General features: G+C 72.9%; 17 protein-coding genes. 12 read left to right on the forward strand and 5 right to left on the reverse strand.

What is annotated here, in order from left to right:
* Window positions 1–197: 197 nt before the first annotated feature.
* The 8 genes from ACZ4M3_RS16235 (at window position 198) to amaP (ending at window position 5,569) form a co-directional block, all read left to right on the forward strand.
* Window positions 198–1,796 carry an ABC-F family ATP-binding cassette domain-containing protein gene (locus ACZ4M3_RS16235; RefSeq protein WP_136216327.1) on the forward strand — a complete coding sequence of 533 codons (1,599 nt, stop codon included), beginning with the start codon at window positions 198–200 and terminating at the stop codon, window positions 1,794–1,796.
* 374 nt (window positions 1,797–2,170) lie between these two features.
* Window positions 2,171–2,392 carry a helix-turn-helix domain-containing protein gene (locus tag ACZ4M3_RS16240; RefSeq protein ID WP_005319113.1) on the forward strand — a complete coding sequence of 74 codons (222 nt, stop codon included), beginning with the start codon at window positions 2,171–2,173 and terminating at the stop codon, window positions 2,390–2,392.
* A 119-nt stretch (window positions 2,393–2,511) separates the two neighbouring features.
* On the forward strand, window positions 2,512–3,291 hold the full coding sequence (locus ACZ4M3_RS16245; RefSeq protein WP_467732984.1) for an enoyl-CoA hydratase/isomerase family protein: 780 nt from the start codon (window positions 2,512–2,514) through the stop codon (window positions 3,289–3,291).
* 144 nt (window positions 3,292–3,435) lie between these two features.
* Window positions 3,436–3,867: an Asp23/Gls24 family envelope stress response protein gene (locus ACZ4M3_RS16250; RefSeq protein ID WP_190181940.1), complete on the forward strand. Its 432-nt coding sequence runs from the start codon at window positions 3,436–3,438 to the stop codon at window positions 3,865–3,867.
* 15 nt (window positions 3,868–3,882) lie between these two features.
* Entirely contained in the window at window positions 3,883–4,068 is a 186-nt protein-coding gene (locus ACZ4M3_RS16255) for a hypothetical protein (protein WP_467732986.1), read from the forward strand.
* 7 nt (window positions 4,069–4,075) lie between these two features.
* Entirely contained in the window at window positions 4,076–4,465 is a 390-nt protein-coding gene (locus ACZ4M3_RS16260) for a hypothetical protein (protein ID WP_467732988.1), read from the forward strand.
* Window positions 4,462–5,001 carry a DUF6286 domain-containing protein gene (locus tag ACZ4M3_RS16265; protein WP_467732990.1) on the forward strand — a complete coding sequence of 180 codons (540 nt, stop codon included), beginning with the start codon at window positions 4,462–4,464 and terminating at the stop codon, window positions 4,999–5,001. Before ACZ4M3_RS16260 ends, ACZ4M3_RS16265 begins: the two co-directional genes overlap by 4 nt.
* Window positions 5,002–5,011: 10 nt before the next feature.
* Window positions 5,012–5,569 carry an alkaline shock response membrane anchor protein AmaP gene (gene amaP / locus ACZ4M3_RS16270; protein WP_467732992.1) on the forward strand — a complete coding sequence of 186 codons (558 nt, stop codon included), beginning with the start codon at window positions 5,012–5,014 and terminating at the stop codon, window positions 5,567–5,569.
* Between the two features lie 64 nt (window positions 5,570–5,633).
* Here the strand turns inward: amaP and ACZ4M3_RS16275 are convergent, their stop codons facing one another.
* From ACZ4M3_RS16275 to ACZ4M3_RS16295, 5 genes are all read right to left on the reverse strand, one after another.
* Window positions 5,634–6,389: an SDR family oxidoreductase gene (locus ACZ4M3_RS16275; protein WP_467732994.1), complete on the reverse strand. Its 756-nt coding sequence runs from the start codon at window positions 6,387–6,389 to the stop codon at window positions 5,634–5,636.
* Between the two features lie 10 nt (window positions 6,390–6,399).
* Window positions 6,400–7,188, reverse strand: a complete 789-nt coding sequence (locus tag ACZ4M3_RS16280) for an SURF1 family cytochrome oxidase biogenesis protein (protein WP_467732996.1) — start codon at window positions 7,186–7,188, stop codon at window positions 6,400–6,402.
* 48 nt (window positions 7,189–7,236) lie between these two features.
* Window positions 7,237–7,497, reverse strand: a complete 261-nt coding sequence (locus ACZ4M3_RS16285; RefSeq protein ID WP_453356202.1) for a hypothetical protein — start codon at window positions 7,495–7,497, stop codon at window positions 7,237–7,239.
* Between the two features lie 64 nt (window positions 7,498–7,561).
* Complete coding sequence (locus ACZ4M3_RS16290; protein WP_467732998.1) at window positions 7,562–8,533, reverse strand: DEDDh family exonuclease; 972 nt, start codon at window positions 8,531–8,533, stop codon at window positions 7,562–7,564.
* A gap of 74 nt (window positions 8,534–8,607) precedes the next feature.
* Entirely contained in the window at window positions 8,608–9,243 is a 636-nt protein-coding gene (locus tag ACZ4M3_RS16295; protein ID WP_467733000.1) for a TetR/AcrR family transcriptional regulator, read from the reverse strand.
* A 129-nt stretch (window positions 9,244–9,372) separates the two neighbouring features.
* On the opposite strand from ACZ4M3_RS16295, the gene ACZ4M3_RS16300 reads away from it, so the two are divergent.
* Genes ACZ4M3_RS16300 through ACZ4M3_RS16315 form a run of 4 tightly spaced genes read left to right on the forward strand, consistent with a single transcriptional unit; the run spans window position 9,373 to window position 13,579 of the window.
* Entirely contained in the window at window positions 9,373–10,170 is a 798-nt protein-coding gene (locus ACZ4M3_RS16300) for an acetoacetate decarboxylase family protein (RefSeq protein ID WP_467733002.1), read from the forward strand.
* A 1-nt stretch (window position 10,171) separates the two neighbouring features.
* Window positions 10,172–11,056, forward strand: a complete 885-nt coding sequence (locus ACZ4M3_RS16305; protein ID WP_467733004.1) for an SDR family NAD(P)-dependent oxidoreductase — start codon at window positions 10,172–10,174, stop codon at window positions 11,054–11,056.
* Between the two features lie 19 nt (window positions 11,057–11,075).
* On the forward strand, window positions 11,076–12,362 hold the full coding sequence (locus ACZ4M3_RS16310) for an amidohydrolase family protein (protein ID WP_467733006.1): 1,287 nt from the start codon (window positions 11,076–11,078) through the stop codon (window positions 12,360–12,362).
* Window positions 12,359–13,579, forward strand: a complete 1,221-nt coding sequence (locus ACZ4M3_RS16315) for an amidohydrolase family protein (RefSeq protein ID WP_467733008.1) — start codon at window positions 12,359–12,361, stop codon at window positions 13,577–13,579. Before ACZ4M3_RS16310 ends, ACZ4M3_RS16315 begins: the two co-directional genes overlap by 4 nt.
* The last annotated feature ends 5 nt before the right edge of the window (window positions 13,580–13,584 follow it).

Below are 13,584 nucleotides of genomic sequence, written 5' to 3' on the forward strand. Positions count from 1 at the left end.
GTGCGCCGAACGGACGACCCCGCGAGGACCCGGCGGGGGGCGGGGCGGTGGCGGCGCAGGCGGCCGGGCGGCCCGAAAAGTGGTTGCGCACCCCCGGTAGAATGTCCTCATGGCAAATCTCCTCGCGGATTAGCGGCGTCGAAGCCTCGCGCGTCCCTGCCCCCCTTCCGCCGTCCCCACCGCCCTGGAGTATTTCCGTGATCACCGCCACCGGCATCGAGCTGCGCGCCGGCGCCCGCGTCCTCATCGAGTCCGCTTCCTTCCGTGTCGCCAAGGGCGACCGCATCGGCCTGGTCGGCCGCAACGGAGCGGGCAAGACCACGCTCACCAAGTGCCTCGCGGGCGAGGGCCAGCCCGCCGCCGGCTCGATCACCCGCTCGGGCGAGGTCGGCTACCTGCCGCAGGACCCGCGCACCGGCGACCTCGACGTACTCGCCCGCGACCGGATCCTCTCCGCGCGCGGGCTCGACGTACTGATCAAGAAGATGCGCATGAACGAGGAGCGCATCGCCACCGGCAGCGGCGGCACCCGCGACAAGGCGATGAAGCAGTACGAGCGCCAGGAGACCGAGTTCCTGACCAAGGGCGGGTACGCCGCCGAGGCGGAGGCGGCCACCATTTCCGCCGCCCTCGGCCTGCCCGACCGGGTGCTCGGCCAGCCGCTGCACACCCTCTCCGGCGGTCAGCGCCGCCGGGTCGAGCTCGCCCGGATCCTCTTCTCCGACGCCGACACCCTGCTGCTCGACGAGCCCACCAACCACCTGGACGCCGACTCGATCGTCTGGCTGCGCGACTACCTCAAGAACTACCGCGGCGGGTTCATCGTGATCTCCCACGATGTCGACCTGGTCGAGACCGTCGTCAACAAGGTGTTCTACCTGGACGCCAACCGCGCCCAGATCGACGTCTACAACATGGGGTGGAAGCTCTACCAGCAGCAGCGCGAGGCGGACGAGAAGCGCCGCAAGCGCGAGCGACAGAACGCCGAGAAGAAGGCCGCGGCCCTCAACTCGCAGGCCGACAAGATGCGCGCCAAGGCGACCAAGACCGTCGCCGCGCAGAACATGGCCAAGCGCGCCGAGCGGCTGCTGTCCGGCCTGGAGGCCGTCCGCGTCTCCGACAAGGTCGCCAAGCTGCGCTTCCCGGACCCGGCGCCCTGCGGCAAGACCCCGCTGACCGCGGAGGGCCTGTCGAAGTCCTACGGCTCGCTGGAGATCTTCACCGACGTCGACCTGGCCATCGACAAGGGCTCGCGCGTGGTGATCCTCGGCCTCAACGGCGCCGGCAAGACCACGCTGCTGCGCCTGCTGTCGGGCACCGAGAAGCCGGACACCGGCACCGTGACCCCCGGCCACGGCCTCAAGCTCGGGTACTACGCCCAGGAGCACGAGACGCTCGACCCGGAGCGCACGGTCCTGGAGAACATGCGCTCCTCCGCGCCCGACCTGGACCTGGTCGCCGTCCGCAAGACGCTCGGTTCGTTCCTGTTTTCGGGCGACGACGTCGACAAGCCGGCCGGCGTGCTCTCCGGCGGTGAGAAGACCCGGCTGGCCCTGGCCACCCTGGTCGTCTCCTCGGCGAACGTCCTGCTGCTCGACGAGCCCACCAACAACCTCGACCCGGCCAGCCGCGAGGAGATCCTGGGCGCGCTGCGCACGTACAAGGGCGCGGTCATCCTCGTCACGCACGACGAGGGCGCGGTGGAGGCCCTGGAACCGGAGCGGATCATCCTGCTGCCGGACGGCGTGGAGGACCTGTGGGGCCCGGACTACCGGGACCTCGTGGCGCTCGCCTGAGTCCCCGCGCGGGCCCGCGCCGGCCCGCCGGGAGGTTGATCCAGTTCCTTATGGATCATTCGGCCCACGCGTGATCCATCATCTGAGTGAGGCGGTCTCATACCGTCGCACCGTGACGACGGCCCCGGCCGTACCCGCCGGGGTACGCGACCGGGGCCCGTCCACTTTCCGGCGCCCGGCCCCTGACCTGGTGATTCCTTGCGCGAGCGGGGGAGTGTGACGGAGGTCATGCGGCGGAAGGGGAAGTTCCGTTCTGCTCAGGTGTCCACTCCTCGGGAAATGCCGTCGTACCGACCTTGCTGAATGGGTGGCCAGGATCGCGGGGAGGGGTGATCATGAGAAGTCCAGAGCGCACTTCCCATGAGGAGGCACGGGTGGCCGAGACTCTGAAGAAGGGCAGCCGGGTAACCGGCGCCGCGCGCGACAAGCTCGCGGCAGACCTGAAGAAGAAGTACGACTCCGGTGCGAGTATCCGGGCGCTGGCCGAGGAGACCGGCCGGTCCTACGGATTCGTCCACCGGATGCTCAGCGAGTCCGGAGTCGTGTTGCGTGGTCGCGGAGGCGCGACGCGCGGCAAGAAGGCGGCCTCGGCCTGACCCTGGCCGTCAAGGACGGTTCTTCGGTGGCCCCCGGTCGGCCCTGCGGCCGACCGGGTGGTTACTGTGCAGTCACTTAGGCCGGGATTGCCGGCCGACTGCACACCGGAGGCACCGAGATGGCTCTGCTCGACAAGGACGGCGTACGGCTCACCGTGGACGACACGGTCGCCACGGTGACACTGACCAATCCGGCCAAGCGAAACGCTCAGTCCCCCGCGCTCTGGCGGGCTTTGGCGGAGGCCGGACGGTCGTTGCCGGGTAGCGTCCGGGTCGTCGTGCTGCGCGGCGAAGGCAAGTCCTTCTCCGCCGGACTCGACCGCCAGGCTTTCACGCCCGAGGGTTTCGAGGGTGAGCCGTCCTTCCTCGATCTGGCGCGCGGTTCGGACGAACTGCTCGACAGCACCATCGCCGAGTACCAGGAGGCGTTCACCTGGTGGCGGCGCAACGACATCATCTCCGTCGCCGCCGTGCAGGGGCACGCGATCGGCGCCGGCTTCCAGCTCGCGCTCGCGTGCGACCTGCGGGTGGTCGCGGACGACGTGCAGTTCGCCATGCGCGAGACCAGCCTCGGCCTGGTGCCCGACCTGACCGGCACCCAGCCGCTGACCTCGCTGGTGGGCTACGCCCGCGCGCTCGAAATCTGCGCGACGGGCCGCTTCGTGCATGCCGAAGAGGCCGAACGGGTGGGTCTGGCGAACCTCGTCGTCCCCGTGGACGAGCTCGACGCGGCCGTCCAGGACCTGGCGACGGCCCTGCTGGCCCCGCCGCGTGACGCGGTCATCGAGACGAAGGCGCTGCTGCGCGGGGCGACCGCGCGCTCGTACGACGACCAGCGCAGCGCCGAGCGGGCGGCGCAGGCGCGCCGGCTGCGCGACCTGGCCGGCCTTTCCGACTGAAACCGGCCGGCCAGCCGGCCCGCCGGCCCCCGCGATCCGGCCCGGCAACCCCTCCGATCCGCCCGGCGCACCCGCGTCCTCAGAGCGGCGGAGGGGTTTCGCGCTTACGGTGGTCGTGAGTCCGCACGCTCGAAGGGACACACGATGACCGAATTCGTGCCAGGGAGCTCTGCCAAGGACGCCGCCGACCGCGGCCGCACCTCCATCGCCGACGGGGTGGTCGAGAAGATCGCCGGACTGGCCGCCCGGGAGGTGGTGGGCGTCCACGCGATGGGCAGCGGCTCCGGCCTCTCCCGTACGTTCGGCGCCGTCCGCGAACGGGTACCCGGCGGCGCCAAATCCTCCGCCTCGCGCGGCGTGAAGGCCGAGGTCGGCGAGCTCCAGACCGCGCTCGACCTGGAGATCGTCGTCGACTACGGCGTGGCGATCCGCGAGGTGGCCCGGGCGGTCCGGGAGAACGTCATCTCGGCGGTCGAGCGGATGACCGGCCTGGAAGTCGTGGAGGTCAACATCGCCGTCACCGACGTCAAACTGCCCGACGAAGAAGACGAAGAGCCGGAATCCCGTCTCCAGTAGCCGAAGGAGCCCCGCATGAGCATGGCGGTCGTCGGCCTGGTGGCCGGCATGGCACTGGCGTTCGCCGGATACTTCGGCGGCTTCGGGGCCTTCCTGCTGGTGGCGGCCCTGGGCGCCATCGGCTTCGTGGTCGGCCGGTTCCTCGACGGCGACCTCGACGTCGCCGACCTGTTCCGTCCGCGCGACGGCCGGCGCAGGTGAGGCGCCGATGAGTACGAGCAGCACCAACACGCCGCGGGCCACCCCGCCGGGGGTACCGCCCGCGGAACGGGGAGCGACCCGGATCGCCGACCGGGTCGTGGCCAAGATCGCGGCCCAGGCGGCCCGCGAGGCGCTCGCCGGGACCGGTCCCGCTCCGGAGTCCCCGCACGCGAGCGTCACCGTGCACCACGACATCGCCCGGGTCCGGGTGAGCCTGGAGCTCGGCTACCCCTCCGACCTCACCGCCCAGTGCGCCGCCGTGCGCCGTGAAGTGACCGAGCGGATCGAGCGGTGCGCCGGGATGACCGTACCGGAGGTGGACCTCGACATCGAGCAGCTGCGCCCCTACCCGGCCGGGCCGGCCGCCCACGGGCGCAGCGGCCGGCGGCTGCGGTGACGGCCCGGCGCGCGCGGCGGTTCAGGTCGGCGCGGCGGATCCCGGCGGGGCTCACCGCACTGGCGGTGCTCGCGGTCGCGGGGCTGTTCCTCTACGACCTCGCGGCGGTACGGGCGCACCGGGCCGGCATGGGCTGGCGGCGGGAACTGGTGCAGCAGCTGGAGCGACGGACCCCCGCCGACACGGAGGTGATGATCGCCGGGGCGGTCCTGGCGGTGGCCGGGGCGGTGCTCCTGCTGCTGGCCCTCGCGCCGGGGCTGCGCGGGATCCTGGTCATGCGGGGCTCGGAGGTACGGGCCGGGCTCGGTCGCAAGGCGGCCGCTCTGGTGCTGCGCGACCGGGCGATGGAGGTGTCCGGGGTGCGGTCGGTCCGGGTGAAGACGGGCCGCTCCCGCGTCCGGGTCCGGGCCACCTCGCACTTCCGCGAGCTGGCCGACGTACGGGCCGACCTGGAGGCGGTACTCGCGGTCGGCATCGAGGAACTCGGGCTCGCGCACCCGCCGGTGGCGCGGGTACGGGTCCGCCGGAAAGGGTGACGGTGACGCGATGCTCGGGGTGGTGAACCGGGTCCTGCTGGCCCTGATCGGGCTGGTGCTGCTGGCGGCCGGGGTGTCGGTGCTGACCGCGTCGTGGCCGCTGGCCGGGCGGCACGCACCGCTGCTGTCGGCGCGGGCCCGGCGGGCCCACTTGCACGTCGAGGGCTGGTGGTGGTGGGCGGTGCTCGGCGGGCTGGCGCTGTGCGTGCTGCTGGCGCTGTGGTGGCTGCTGGCCCAGCTGCGCCGGCCGAGACTGGCGACGGTGGCGGTGGACACCGGCGACGGGGCCTACGCGCTGCTGCGCGGGCGCGCGCTGGAGTCGGCGGTGGCCGCGGAGGTGGGCGCGCTGGACGGGGTCGCCGGGTGCCGGGTCGCCCTGCGGGGCCGGCGGGATGCGCCGGCCCTCCGGGTGAAACTGGAACTGGAGCCGCACGCGGTCCCCTCGGACACCCTGGCCGCGCTGGCCGGCCCGGTCCTGGAGCACGCCCGCGCCTCGACGGGCCTGACCCCCCTGCCCACCGAGGCGCGCCTCGCGGTCACCTCCCACCGGGCGAGCCGGGTCACCTGACCCGGCCCCCCGACGGCCGTGGCCGGCCGGGGCCCACGGTCGGCCGCGGCCGTCGGGCACGGCGTCAGAAGCCGTGCCGGGAGCCGCCGTCGACGGGCAGCATGACGCCCGTCAGGTACGAGGCCGCCGGGGAGAGGAAGAACGCCGCCGTGCGGCCGAACTCCTCCGGCGTGCCGTAGCGCCGCAGCGGGATCCGCGCTTCGTTCGCCGCCCGCGCGGCCGCCGCGTCACCGGACAGGGCGTCCAGCTCCCGCACCCGGTCCGTGTCGATGCGCGCCGGGAGCAGCCCGACGACCCGGATCCCGCGCGGGCCCAGGTCCACCGACAGGGACTTCGCGAAGCCGGCCAGCCCCGGGCGCAGGCCGTTGGAGATGGTCAGACCGGGGATCGGCTCGTGGACCGAGCCCGACAGCACGAAGCCGATGACCCCGCCCTCGCCCAGCTCGGCCGCCGCCGCCCGGGCCAGCCGGACCGCGCCGAGGAAGACCGACTCGAAGGCGGCCGCCCACTGCTCGTCCGTGTTGTCCGCCGCCGCGCCCGGCGGCGGGCCGCCGACGCTGATGAGGATGCCGTCGAGCCGGCCGAAGCGTTCCACGGCGGTGGTCACGAGCCGCGCGGCCGCCCCGGGGTCGGAGTTGTCCGCCGCGATGCCCACCGCGTCCGGGCCCAGGGCGGCGGCGGCAGCGGCCGCGCGCTCCTCGTCCCGTCCGGTGATGACCAGCTTCGCGCCCTCGGCGGCCAGTTCGCGCGCGGAGGCGTGACCGAGGCCACGGGTGGCTCCGGTGACGATGTAGACACGGTCCTTCAGTCCAAGATCCATGCCGGACACGCTACGCCGCGGCGGTCGCCGGTTCCGAAGCGGCCTTCGCCGACTCCTCGTCGCGGTCCCGCTTCTCCCGGCGCACCAGGATCAGCCACCCCACCGGTACCGCCGCCGCGAACAGCCACCACTGCACCGCGTACGCCATGTGCGGGCCGATCGAGTCGTGGTCGGGCTCGGCGACCGGCTCGGGGCTGCCTCCCGCCGGGACCGGCGCGGTGAGCTCCAGGTAGCCACCGAGCACCGGCCTGCCCACGTCCGCCGTCTGCTGGGCGCTGTTGATCAGCATCACCTGGCGCTCCGGCAGGCCCTTGCGGTCCTTGATGCCGCTGTCACCGCTCGTCTCGTCGGCCTTGAGCCGGCCGGTGACCGTCACCTCGCCCGTGGGCGCGGCCGGCACCGGCGGGTACGCGCGCGAGTCCTCGCCGCCCGCCACCCAGCCGCGGTTGACCAGCACCACCCGGCCGTCGTCCAGCACCAGCGGGGTGACGACCTGGAAGCCGACCTTGCCGTCGTTGGAGGTGCGCATCCGTACGACCACCTCGTGCGCGGAGTCGTACGTACCGGTCGCGGAGACCGCGCGCCAGAAGTCGCTCCTCGGGACGGTGTGGCCGGGGGAGGTGAGCTCGCTCACGGGGACCGGCTTCCCGGTCAGGTTCCGTGCGATCAGCGCGTTCTGCGCGACCCGGTGCTCATGGCGGTGGTACTGCCAGAACCCCAGCTTGATCATCGCGGGGATGAGGGCGAGGGTGATGAGGGTGAGGCACACCCACTGCCGGGTCAGCACAAAGCGGTACACGCCCACGACGGTACCCCCACCCGTGCGGGCCCCGGCGGCCGGGTGGCGTCATCCCGCGGCGCCGGCCGCGCTGCCCACCTTGTCGACGATCCCCGCCCTCCCCTCGGCGCGGGCGCAGTGCGCTCCGCAGTACCAGTGGCCGTCCGCCTCGACGCCCTGTCCGATGATCTGCACGCGGCAGTGCTCGCAGATGGGCGCCATCCGGTGGATGGCGCAGGAGAAGGAGTCGAACACGTGCCGCGCACCGTCCTGGGTCTCCACGTAGAACGCCAGGTCGTAATCGTTTCCGCATACTTCGCAACGGGCCATGCGCCACAGGGTGGGACCGGGCGGGCGGCCCGGGGAAGAGGTCCCGTGGCGAGTCGTGCGAGGGTCACCCGTCTGCCGCAGCCACGTCCCGCAGGAGCTGGGTGAAGGCGGCCTCGTCCACCACGGGGGTCCCGAAGGACTTCGCCTTGACGGTCTTCGAGGTGGCCGAGTCCGGGTCGTTGGTGACCAGCAGGCTGGTGAGCCGCGACACGCTCGTCGCGACATGCAGACCGGCCTCGACCGCACGGTCCTCCAGGAGTTCCCGGTCCACGGAGGTGTCCCCGGAGAAGGCGATCCGCATGCCCTGCTTGAGCGGCTTGCCGTCCTCGAACCGGCCCGGGTTGGGGTACGGGCACGGCGGCCGCTTCCGGGAGGGCCGCCAGCTCGTCGCGCCGAAGGGACCCTGGTAGCCGACGCGGGGCGCGGCGGGCGAGTCCGACCACTCCGTGAGCGGGCGGCATTCCAGCAGCGGCAGCCGTACGCCGTCCCGGGCGGCGGCGTGCAGCGACGGACGGAAGGCCTCGGCCAGCACCCGGGCGTCGTCGAGGGCGTGGTGGGCGCGCTGCTGGACGACGCCGAAGTGCGCGGCGAGCGACTCCAGCTTGTGGTTGGGCAGCGGAAGGTTCAGCTCCTTCGACAGGGCGATGGTGCACAGCCGCTGACGGACCGGCGCCGCCGCGGCGGCCCGGGCGTACTCCCGGGCGATCATCTGCCAGTCGAAGATGGCGTTGTGCGCGACCAGGACCCGGTCCGCGAGGCGGCCGGCGAACTCCTCGGCGATGTCCTCGAAGAGCGGCGCGTCCTGGAGCATGTCGCTGGTCAGGCCGTGGATCCAGACGGGCCCGGGATCCCGGCGCGGGTTGACCAGGCTGTACCAGTGGTCCTCCACGTTGCCCTGCGCGTCGAGCCGGTAGACGGCGGCGGAGACTATCCGGTCGTCGCGCGCGAGCCCGGTGGTCTCCACGTCGACGACCGCGTACCCCTGGGGGTACGCGGTCGGCCACATCGTCTCTGCGGTCGTTCGGTCGTCGAGCATGGTCACAGAGGATATCGGCCCCTGCTGACACCCGTGCCCCCGACGGCCGGACGGGAGGCCGCCGCCCGGGTGCGTCAGCGGTGCCCCGGCGGGTCCGGCGCCAGCAGCGACCGCGTCAATGCCCGTACGGAAAGCAGGAACAGCCGCTCGGGTTCCGGCGGCCGGGCCAGGGCGCGCGCGAGGGCCGGATCACCGGGTGCCGCGGCCGGGTCCCAGAGCTCGCCCTCGGCGGGGGACTGGGCGGGTGAGCGTTCGCGGTTGCGTTCCACCAGCAGGAAGCCGACGATCTGGAACTGGATCGCGCGCACCGCGTCGGCGGCCCGGGCCCCGCGCAGCCCGGCCGCGCGCACCTCGTGCACGAGGGCTTGCTGGACGGGCAGGAACATCCGCTCGGTCAGCCCCCGTTCGTGGACCATCGCGATCAGGTGCGGGCGCTCGCGCAGTTCGCGGCGCAGCAGCCGGGCCACGGAGACGATCCGTTCGGCCGGGGTGCGGCCCGAGGGCCCGATCGCGCCCATCTCCCGCACGGTCCGCTCCACGAGGGCGTCGAGCAGCGACTCGCGGTTGCCGACGTGCCAGTAGATGGAGGTCACGGCGGTACCGAGGGCCGCGGCGAGCCCCCGCATGGTGAGGGCCGCCGGGCCGTGCTGTCTGACCAGGGACGCGGCCGCGTCCAGCACCTCCTCGCGGGTCAGCGGGCTTCGGGCCATGGATCGCCGCCAATCTGTCGGTCCGTCAGTTCGTCCGGTCGGGGGCCTTTACCCTTCATCCTCCGCGGTGTAACTGTGTTACAGAGCGCAGTCCGGGACGAGGACGACCCAGTGAAGGGTGGTACACCCATGGCACGCGTACGGTACGGAGCGCGCACGGAGGCCGAGATCGCGGCGTCGCGCGAGAAGAGTTCCCAGCTCCCCGACATCTGGTCGACGGGCGTGGTGGCGGTCTGGGAGAGCGACCCGGACGTGGTCGCCGCGGTCCTGCCGCCCCCGCTCAAGCCGGCCGAACGGCCCCTCGTGCGGGCCAACATCAGCAAGGTCGACCTGCCCGGGTACCCGCTCGGCGCCGGCTCGGTCGCCGTCGCCGCCCGCCACGGCGCGGTCGAGGGCTGGTACCCGCTGGTCATGCCGATGACCCACGAACGCGCGTTGATCGGCGGCCGGGAGGTGTTCGGCGAACCGAAGAAGCTGGGCGAGGTCACCGTCGAGCGCGACGGGCTGGTCGTACGGGCCGCCCTCGCCCGCCACGGCATCGCCTTCGTGGAGGTGCGCGGAGCCGTCGACGGCGTCCTGCCGCTGCCCGAGCCCGCCACCAAGACCGACTTCTACTTCAAGTTCCTGCCCGCCGTGGACGGTTCGGGCTTCGAGGCCGACCCGGTGCTCGTGCACTGCACGCGGCACGAGAAGGTCCGCAGGCTGGAGCACCTCACCGGCGACGTCGTGCTCCGCGAGTCCATGTACGACCCGGTGACGGACCTCCCCGTACGCCGCATCGTGGAGCTGACCATCGGCGAGAAGACCACCGACCAGCGGGGCCGGGTCGCCGAGCGGGTCAGCGCCCAGGCCCTGCTCCCGTACGTCCACCAGCGCTACGACGACCCGCTCCAGGTACTCGACGGGCCGCCCGAGGGGAGCGTGTGAGATGCGCCTCGAACCGGGACAGGTCGCCGTCGTCACCGGCGCGGCCAGTGGCATCGGGCTCGCCATGGCCCGCCGCTTCGCCGCCGAGGGCTTGCGGGTCGTCCTCGCCGACGTGGAGCAGGACGCCCTGCGCGAGGCGGCCGCCGGGCTCTCCACCGCCGGCGCCGAGGTGCTCGCCCGGCAGGTCGACGTCAGCGAACGCGACTCGGTCATCGCCCTCGCGGACGCCGCCTACGAGGCCTTCGGCGCCGTCCACGTCCTCTGCAACAACGCGGGCGTCGGCTCCGGCGCCGAGGGCCGGATGTGGGAGCACGAGCCCAACGACTGGAAATGGGCGTTCTCCGTCAACGTCTGGGGCGTCTTCCACGGCATCCAGGCCTTCGTCCCCCGCATGATCGCGGGCGGCGCCCCCGGCCACGTCGTCAACACCAGCTCCGGTGACGGCGGCATCGCCCCGCTGCCCACCGCCTCCGTGTACGCCGTCACCAAGGCCGCCGTGGTGACCATGACCGAGTCGCTGTACGCCCACCTCAAGGCGGCGGGCGCCGACGTCGGCGCCTCCGTCCTCTTCCCCGGACCGCACATGCTGCGCACCGGCCTGTGGGAGTCGCACCGCAACCGGCCCGACCGCTACGCGAAGCAGCGGCCGCGCAAGACCCCGTACCGCAGTCTCGACCAGTACGAGGCCGCGATGAAGCAGGCCGGCCACGAGGTGGAGTTCACCCCGGTCGAGGAGGTCGCCGAGCACGTGGTCGACGGCATCCGGGCCGGCCGGTTCTGGATGCTCCCGCCGAGCGAGCACAGCGACCGGCAGATCCGCGCCCGTTCGCAGTCGATGCTCGACCGCGCCAACCCCGCCTACCTCGAAGCCTTCATCCTCGACTGAGGAGCAGAGGAGCCCTGCCGTGAACGCGTACGAAGACCCGTACCTGATCATCTCCTCCGACTGCCACGCGGGACTGCCGACCGAGCGCTACCGCCCGTACCTCGACTCCCGCTTCCACCCCCAGTTCGACGAGTTCCTCGGACAGCGCGACGCCCGCCGGGAGGAGGCCACCCGCCTCGGGGTCCGCAACGAGGCCTTCGCCGAGAAGTGGTTCCACGACCACGAGGAGGGGCTCAAGGGAGGCTGGGACGTCGGGCAGCGGCTGAAGGAACTCGACGGTGACGGGGTGGCCGGCGAAGTCGTCTTCCCCGACGCGGACGCCGTCGACAGCCAGACCGCGGCCCCCTTCGGGGTCGGTCTCGGCCTCTCCGGCGACCAGGACCCCGAGCTGGGCATGGCCGGCGCGCAGGCCCACAACCGCTGGCTGGCGGAGTTCGTCTCCGAACACCCCGAACGGCACTGCGGGGTCGCCCTGCTGCCCATCACCGGCGAACCGGCGAAGGTCGTCGCGGAGATCCACCGGGCGAAGGAGTCCGGGCTCGGCGCGCTGATGATCCCCTCCATGTGGGTGGACCAGGCGCCCTACCACGACCGCCGCTACGACCCGGTCTGGGCGGCGGCGGCCGAGACCGCGATGCCGGTGGTCACCCACTCGGGCGCCGCGCCCCGCCACGAGTACGGGGACCACCTCGGCATCTACGTCTCCGAGGTCACCTGGTGGCCGGCCCGGCCCCTGTGGTTCCTGCTGTGGTCCGGGGTGTTCGAGCGGCACCCGGGGCTCAGGTTCGGGGTGGCCGAATCGGGCTGCTGGTGGCTGCCGAACCAGCTGTGGTTCATGGACCGGCTCTACCTCGGCGCGCACGGCGGCAAGAAGCTCTCCCCGTTCGCGGAACTGAGCCGTCCGCCGAGCGAGTACCTGGACCGCCAGGTCTTCGTCTGCGCGACGAACACCAAACGGCGCGAGCTGGCCCAGCGCTACGAGATCGGCGTGGACAACATCCTGTGGGGCTCGGACTTCCCGCACCCCGAGGGCACCTGGCCCGACACCCGCAACTGGCTGCGCAACACCTTCCACGACATCCCGGTCGGCGAGACCCGCCGGATGCTGGGCCTGGCGGCGGCCGAGGTGTTCGGCTTCGACACCGCGAAGCTGGCCCCGCTCGCCGCGCGGATCGGCCCGACCCCGGCCGAGCTCGGCCAGAGCGCCGACCAGGCCTCGGTGGAGGCGTCCTGGGCCCGCTCCCGGGAGACCGGCCGGCACTGGCTGACCGGCGAGGACTTCCCGGTGCTGGGGGTCTCGTCATGACACCGGACCGCTACACGGTCATCTCGGCGGACTGCCATGCGGGCGCGGACCTGCTCGACTACAAGCCGTACCTGGAGAAGCGCTACCACGACGAGTTCGACGCCTGGGCCGCCGAGTACGTGAACCCGTACGAGGACCTCCTGGCGGACAGCGCGGACCGCAACTGGAACTCCGCCCGCCGGCTGGCCGAGCTCGAAGCGGACGGCATCGTCGCGGAGGTGCTCTTCCCGAACACCATCCCGCCGTTCTTCCCGAGCGCCGCCCTGATGGCGCCCGCGCCGACGGCGGCCGAGTTCGCCCTGCGCTGGGCGGGGCTGCGGGCCCACAACCGCTGGCTGGCGGACTTCTGCGCGGACGCCCCGGGCCGCCGCGCGGGCGTGGTCCAGATCCTGCTGAACGACGTGGAGGAGGCGGTCAAGGAGATCCGCCGCACGAAGGCGGCCGGCCTGACCGGCGGGGTCCTGCTCCCCGGAGCCCCGCCCGGCTCCGGCATCCCGGAGCTCTACTCCCCGGTCTACGACCCGATCTGGGCGGTGTGCGAAGAACTGGACGTCCCGGTCAACCACCACGGCGGCTCGGCGTCCCCGCCCCTGGGCGACGAGCCCGCCGCCCGGGCGGTGTTCATGGTGGAGACCACCTGGTTCTCGCACCGCGCCCTGTGGCACCTCATCTTCGGCGGGGCCTTCCGCCGCCACCCGGGCCTGCGGCTGGTCCTGACGGAGCAGGGCTCCGGCTGGATCCCGGGCGTGCTGGACATGCTGGACTACTACCACGCCCGCCTGGTCGCCGCCTCGGCCACGGCGGAGGCCAAGTTCGGCGCGGGCCTCGCGGAGTCGATGGGCAAGGGCCCCGGCGAGGTCTGGCGCGACAACTGCTTCGTGGGGGCGAGCTTCATGCGCCCCCACGAGGTCCCGCTGCGGGAACGGATCGGCCTCGACAAGATCATGTGGGGCAGCGACTACCCCCACGACGAGGGCACCACGCCCTTCTCCCGCGAGGGCCTGCGCATCGCCTACGCCGGCCTGCCCAGGGCGGAGGTCGCCGCCATGGTCGGCGGCAACGCGGCCCGCGTCTACGGCTTCGACCTGCCCCTGCTGGACGCGCTGGCCGCCAAGTGCGGCCCGCTGGTCTCGGAGGTCGCCCGGCCGCTGACCGAGATCCCGCCCGAGGCCACCAGCCCGGCCTTCGCCCGCGGCGGCTCGGTCCGCGTCTGGTGAGAGCG

The organism is Streptomyces sp. NPDC026522 (genome assembly GCF_055567555.1).

Bases quoted from the DNA above. Each gene is read 5' to 3' on its own strand.
- ACZ4M3_RS16250 (WP_190181940.1), top strand. From the start codon at position 3,436: ATGACCGAATTCGTGCCAGGGAGCTCTGCCAAGGACGCCGCCGACCGC.
- ACZ4M3_RS16290 (WP_467732998.1), bottom strand. From the start codon at position 8,533: ATGCTCGACGACCGAACGACCGCAGAGACGATGTGGCCGACCGCGTAC.
- ACZ4M3_RS16260 (WP_467732988.1), top strand. From the start codon at position 4,076: ATGAGTACGAGCAGCACCAACACGCCGCGGGCCACCCCGCCGGGGGTA.
- ACZ4M3_RS16300 (WP_467733002.1), top strand. From the start codon at position 9,373: ATGGCACGCGTACGGTACGGAGCGCGCACGGAGGCCGAGATCGCGGCG.
- ACZ4M3_RS16245 (WP_467732984.1), top strand. From the start codon at position 2,512: ATGGCTCTGCTCGACAAGGACGGCGTACGGCTCACCGTGGACGACACG.
- ACZ4M3_RS16305 (WP_467733004.1), top strand. From the start codon at position 10,172: ATGCGCCTCGAACCGGGACAGGTCGCCGTCGTCACCGGCGCGGCCAGT.
- amaP (WP_467732992.1), top strand. From the start codon at position 5,012: ATGCTCGGGGTGGTGAACCGGGTCCTGCTGGCCCTGATCGGGCTGGTG.
- ACZ4M3_RS16295 (WP_467733000.1), bottom strand. From the start codon at position 9,243: ATGGCCCGAAGCCCGCTGACCCGCGAGGAGGTGCTGGACGCGGCCGCG.
- ACZ4M3_RS16275 (WP_467732994.1), bottom strand. From the start codon at position 6,389: ATGGATCTTGGACTGAAGGACCGTGTCTACATCGTCACCGGAGCCACC.
- ACZ4M3_RS16285 (WP_453356202.1), bottom strand. From the start codon at position 7,497: ATGGCCCGTTGCGAAGTATGCGGAAACGATTACGACCTGGCGTTCTAC.
- ACZ4M3_RS16315 (WP_467733008.1), top strand. From the start codon at position 12,359: ATGACACCGGACCGCTACACGGTCATCTCGGCGGACTGCCATGCGGGC.
- ACZ4M3_RS16255 (WP_467732986.1), top strand. From the start codon at position 3,883: ATGAGCATGGCGGTCGTCGGCCTGGTGGCCGGCATGGCACTGGCGTTC.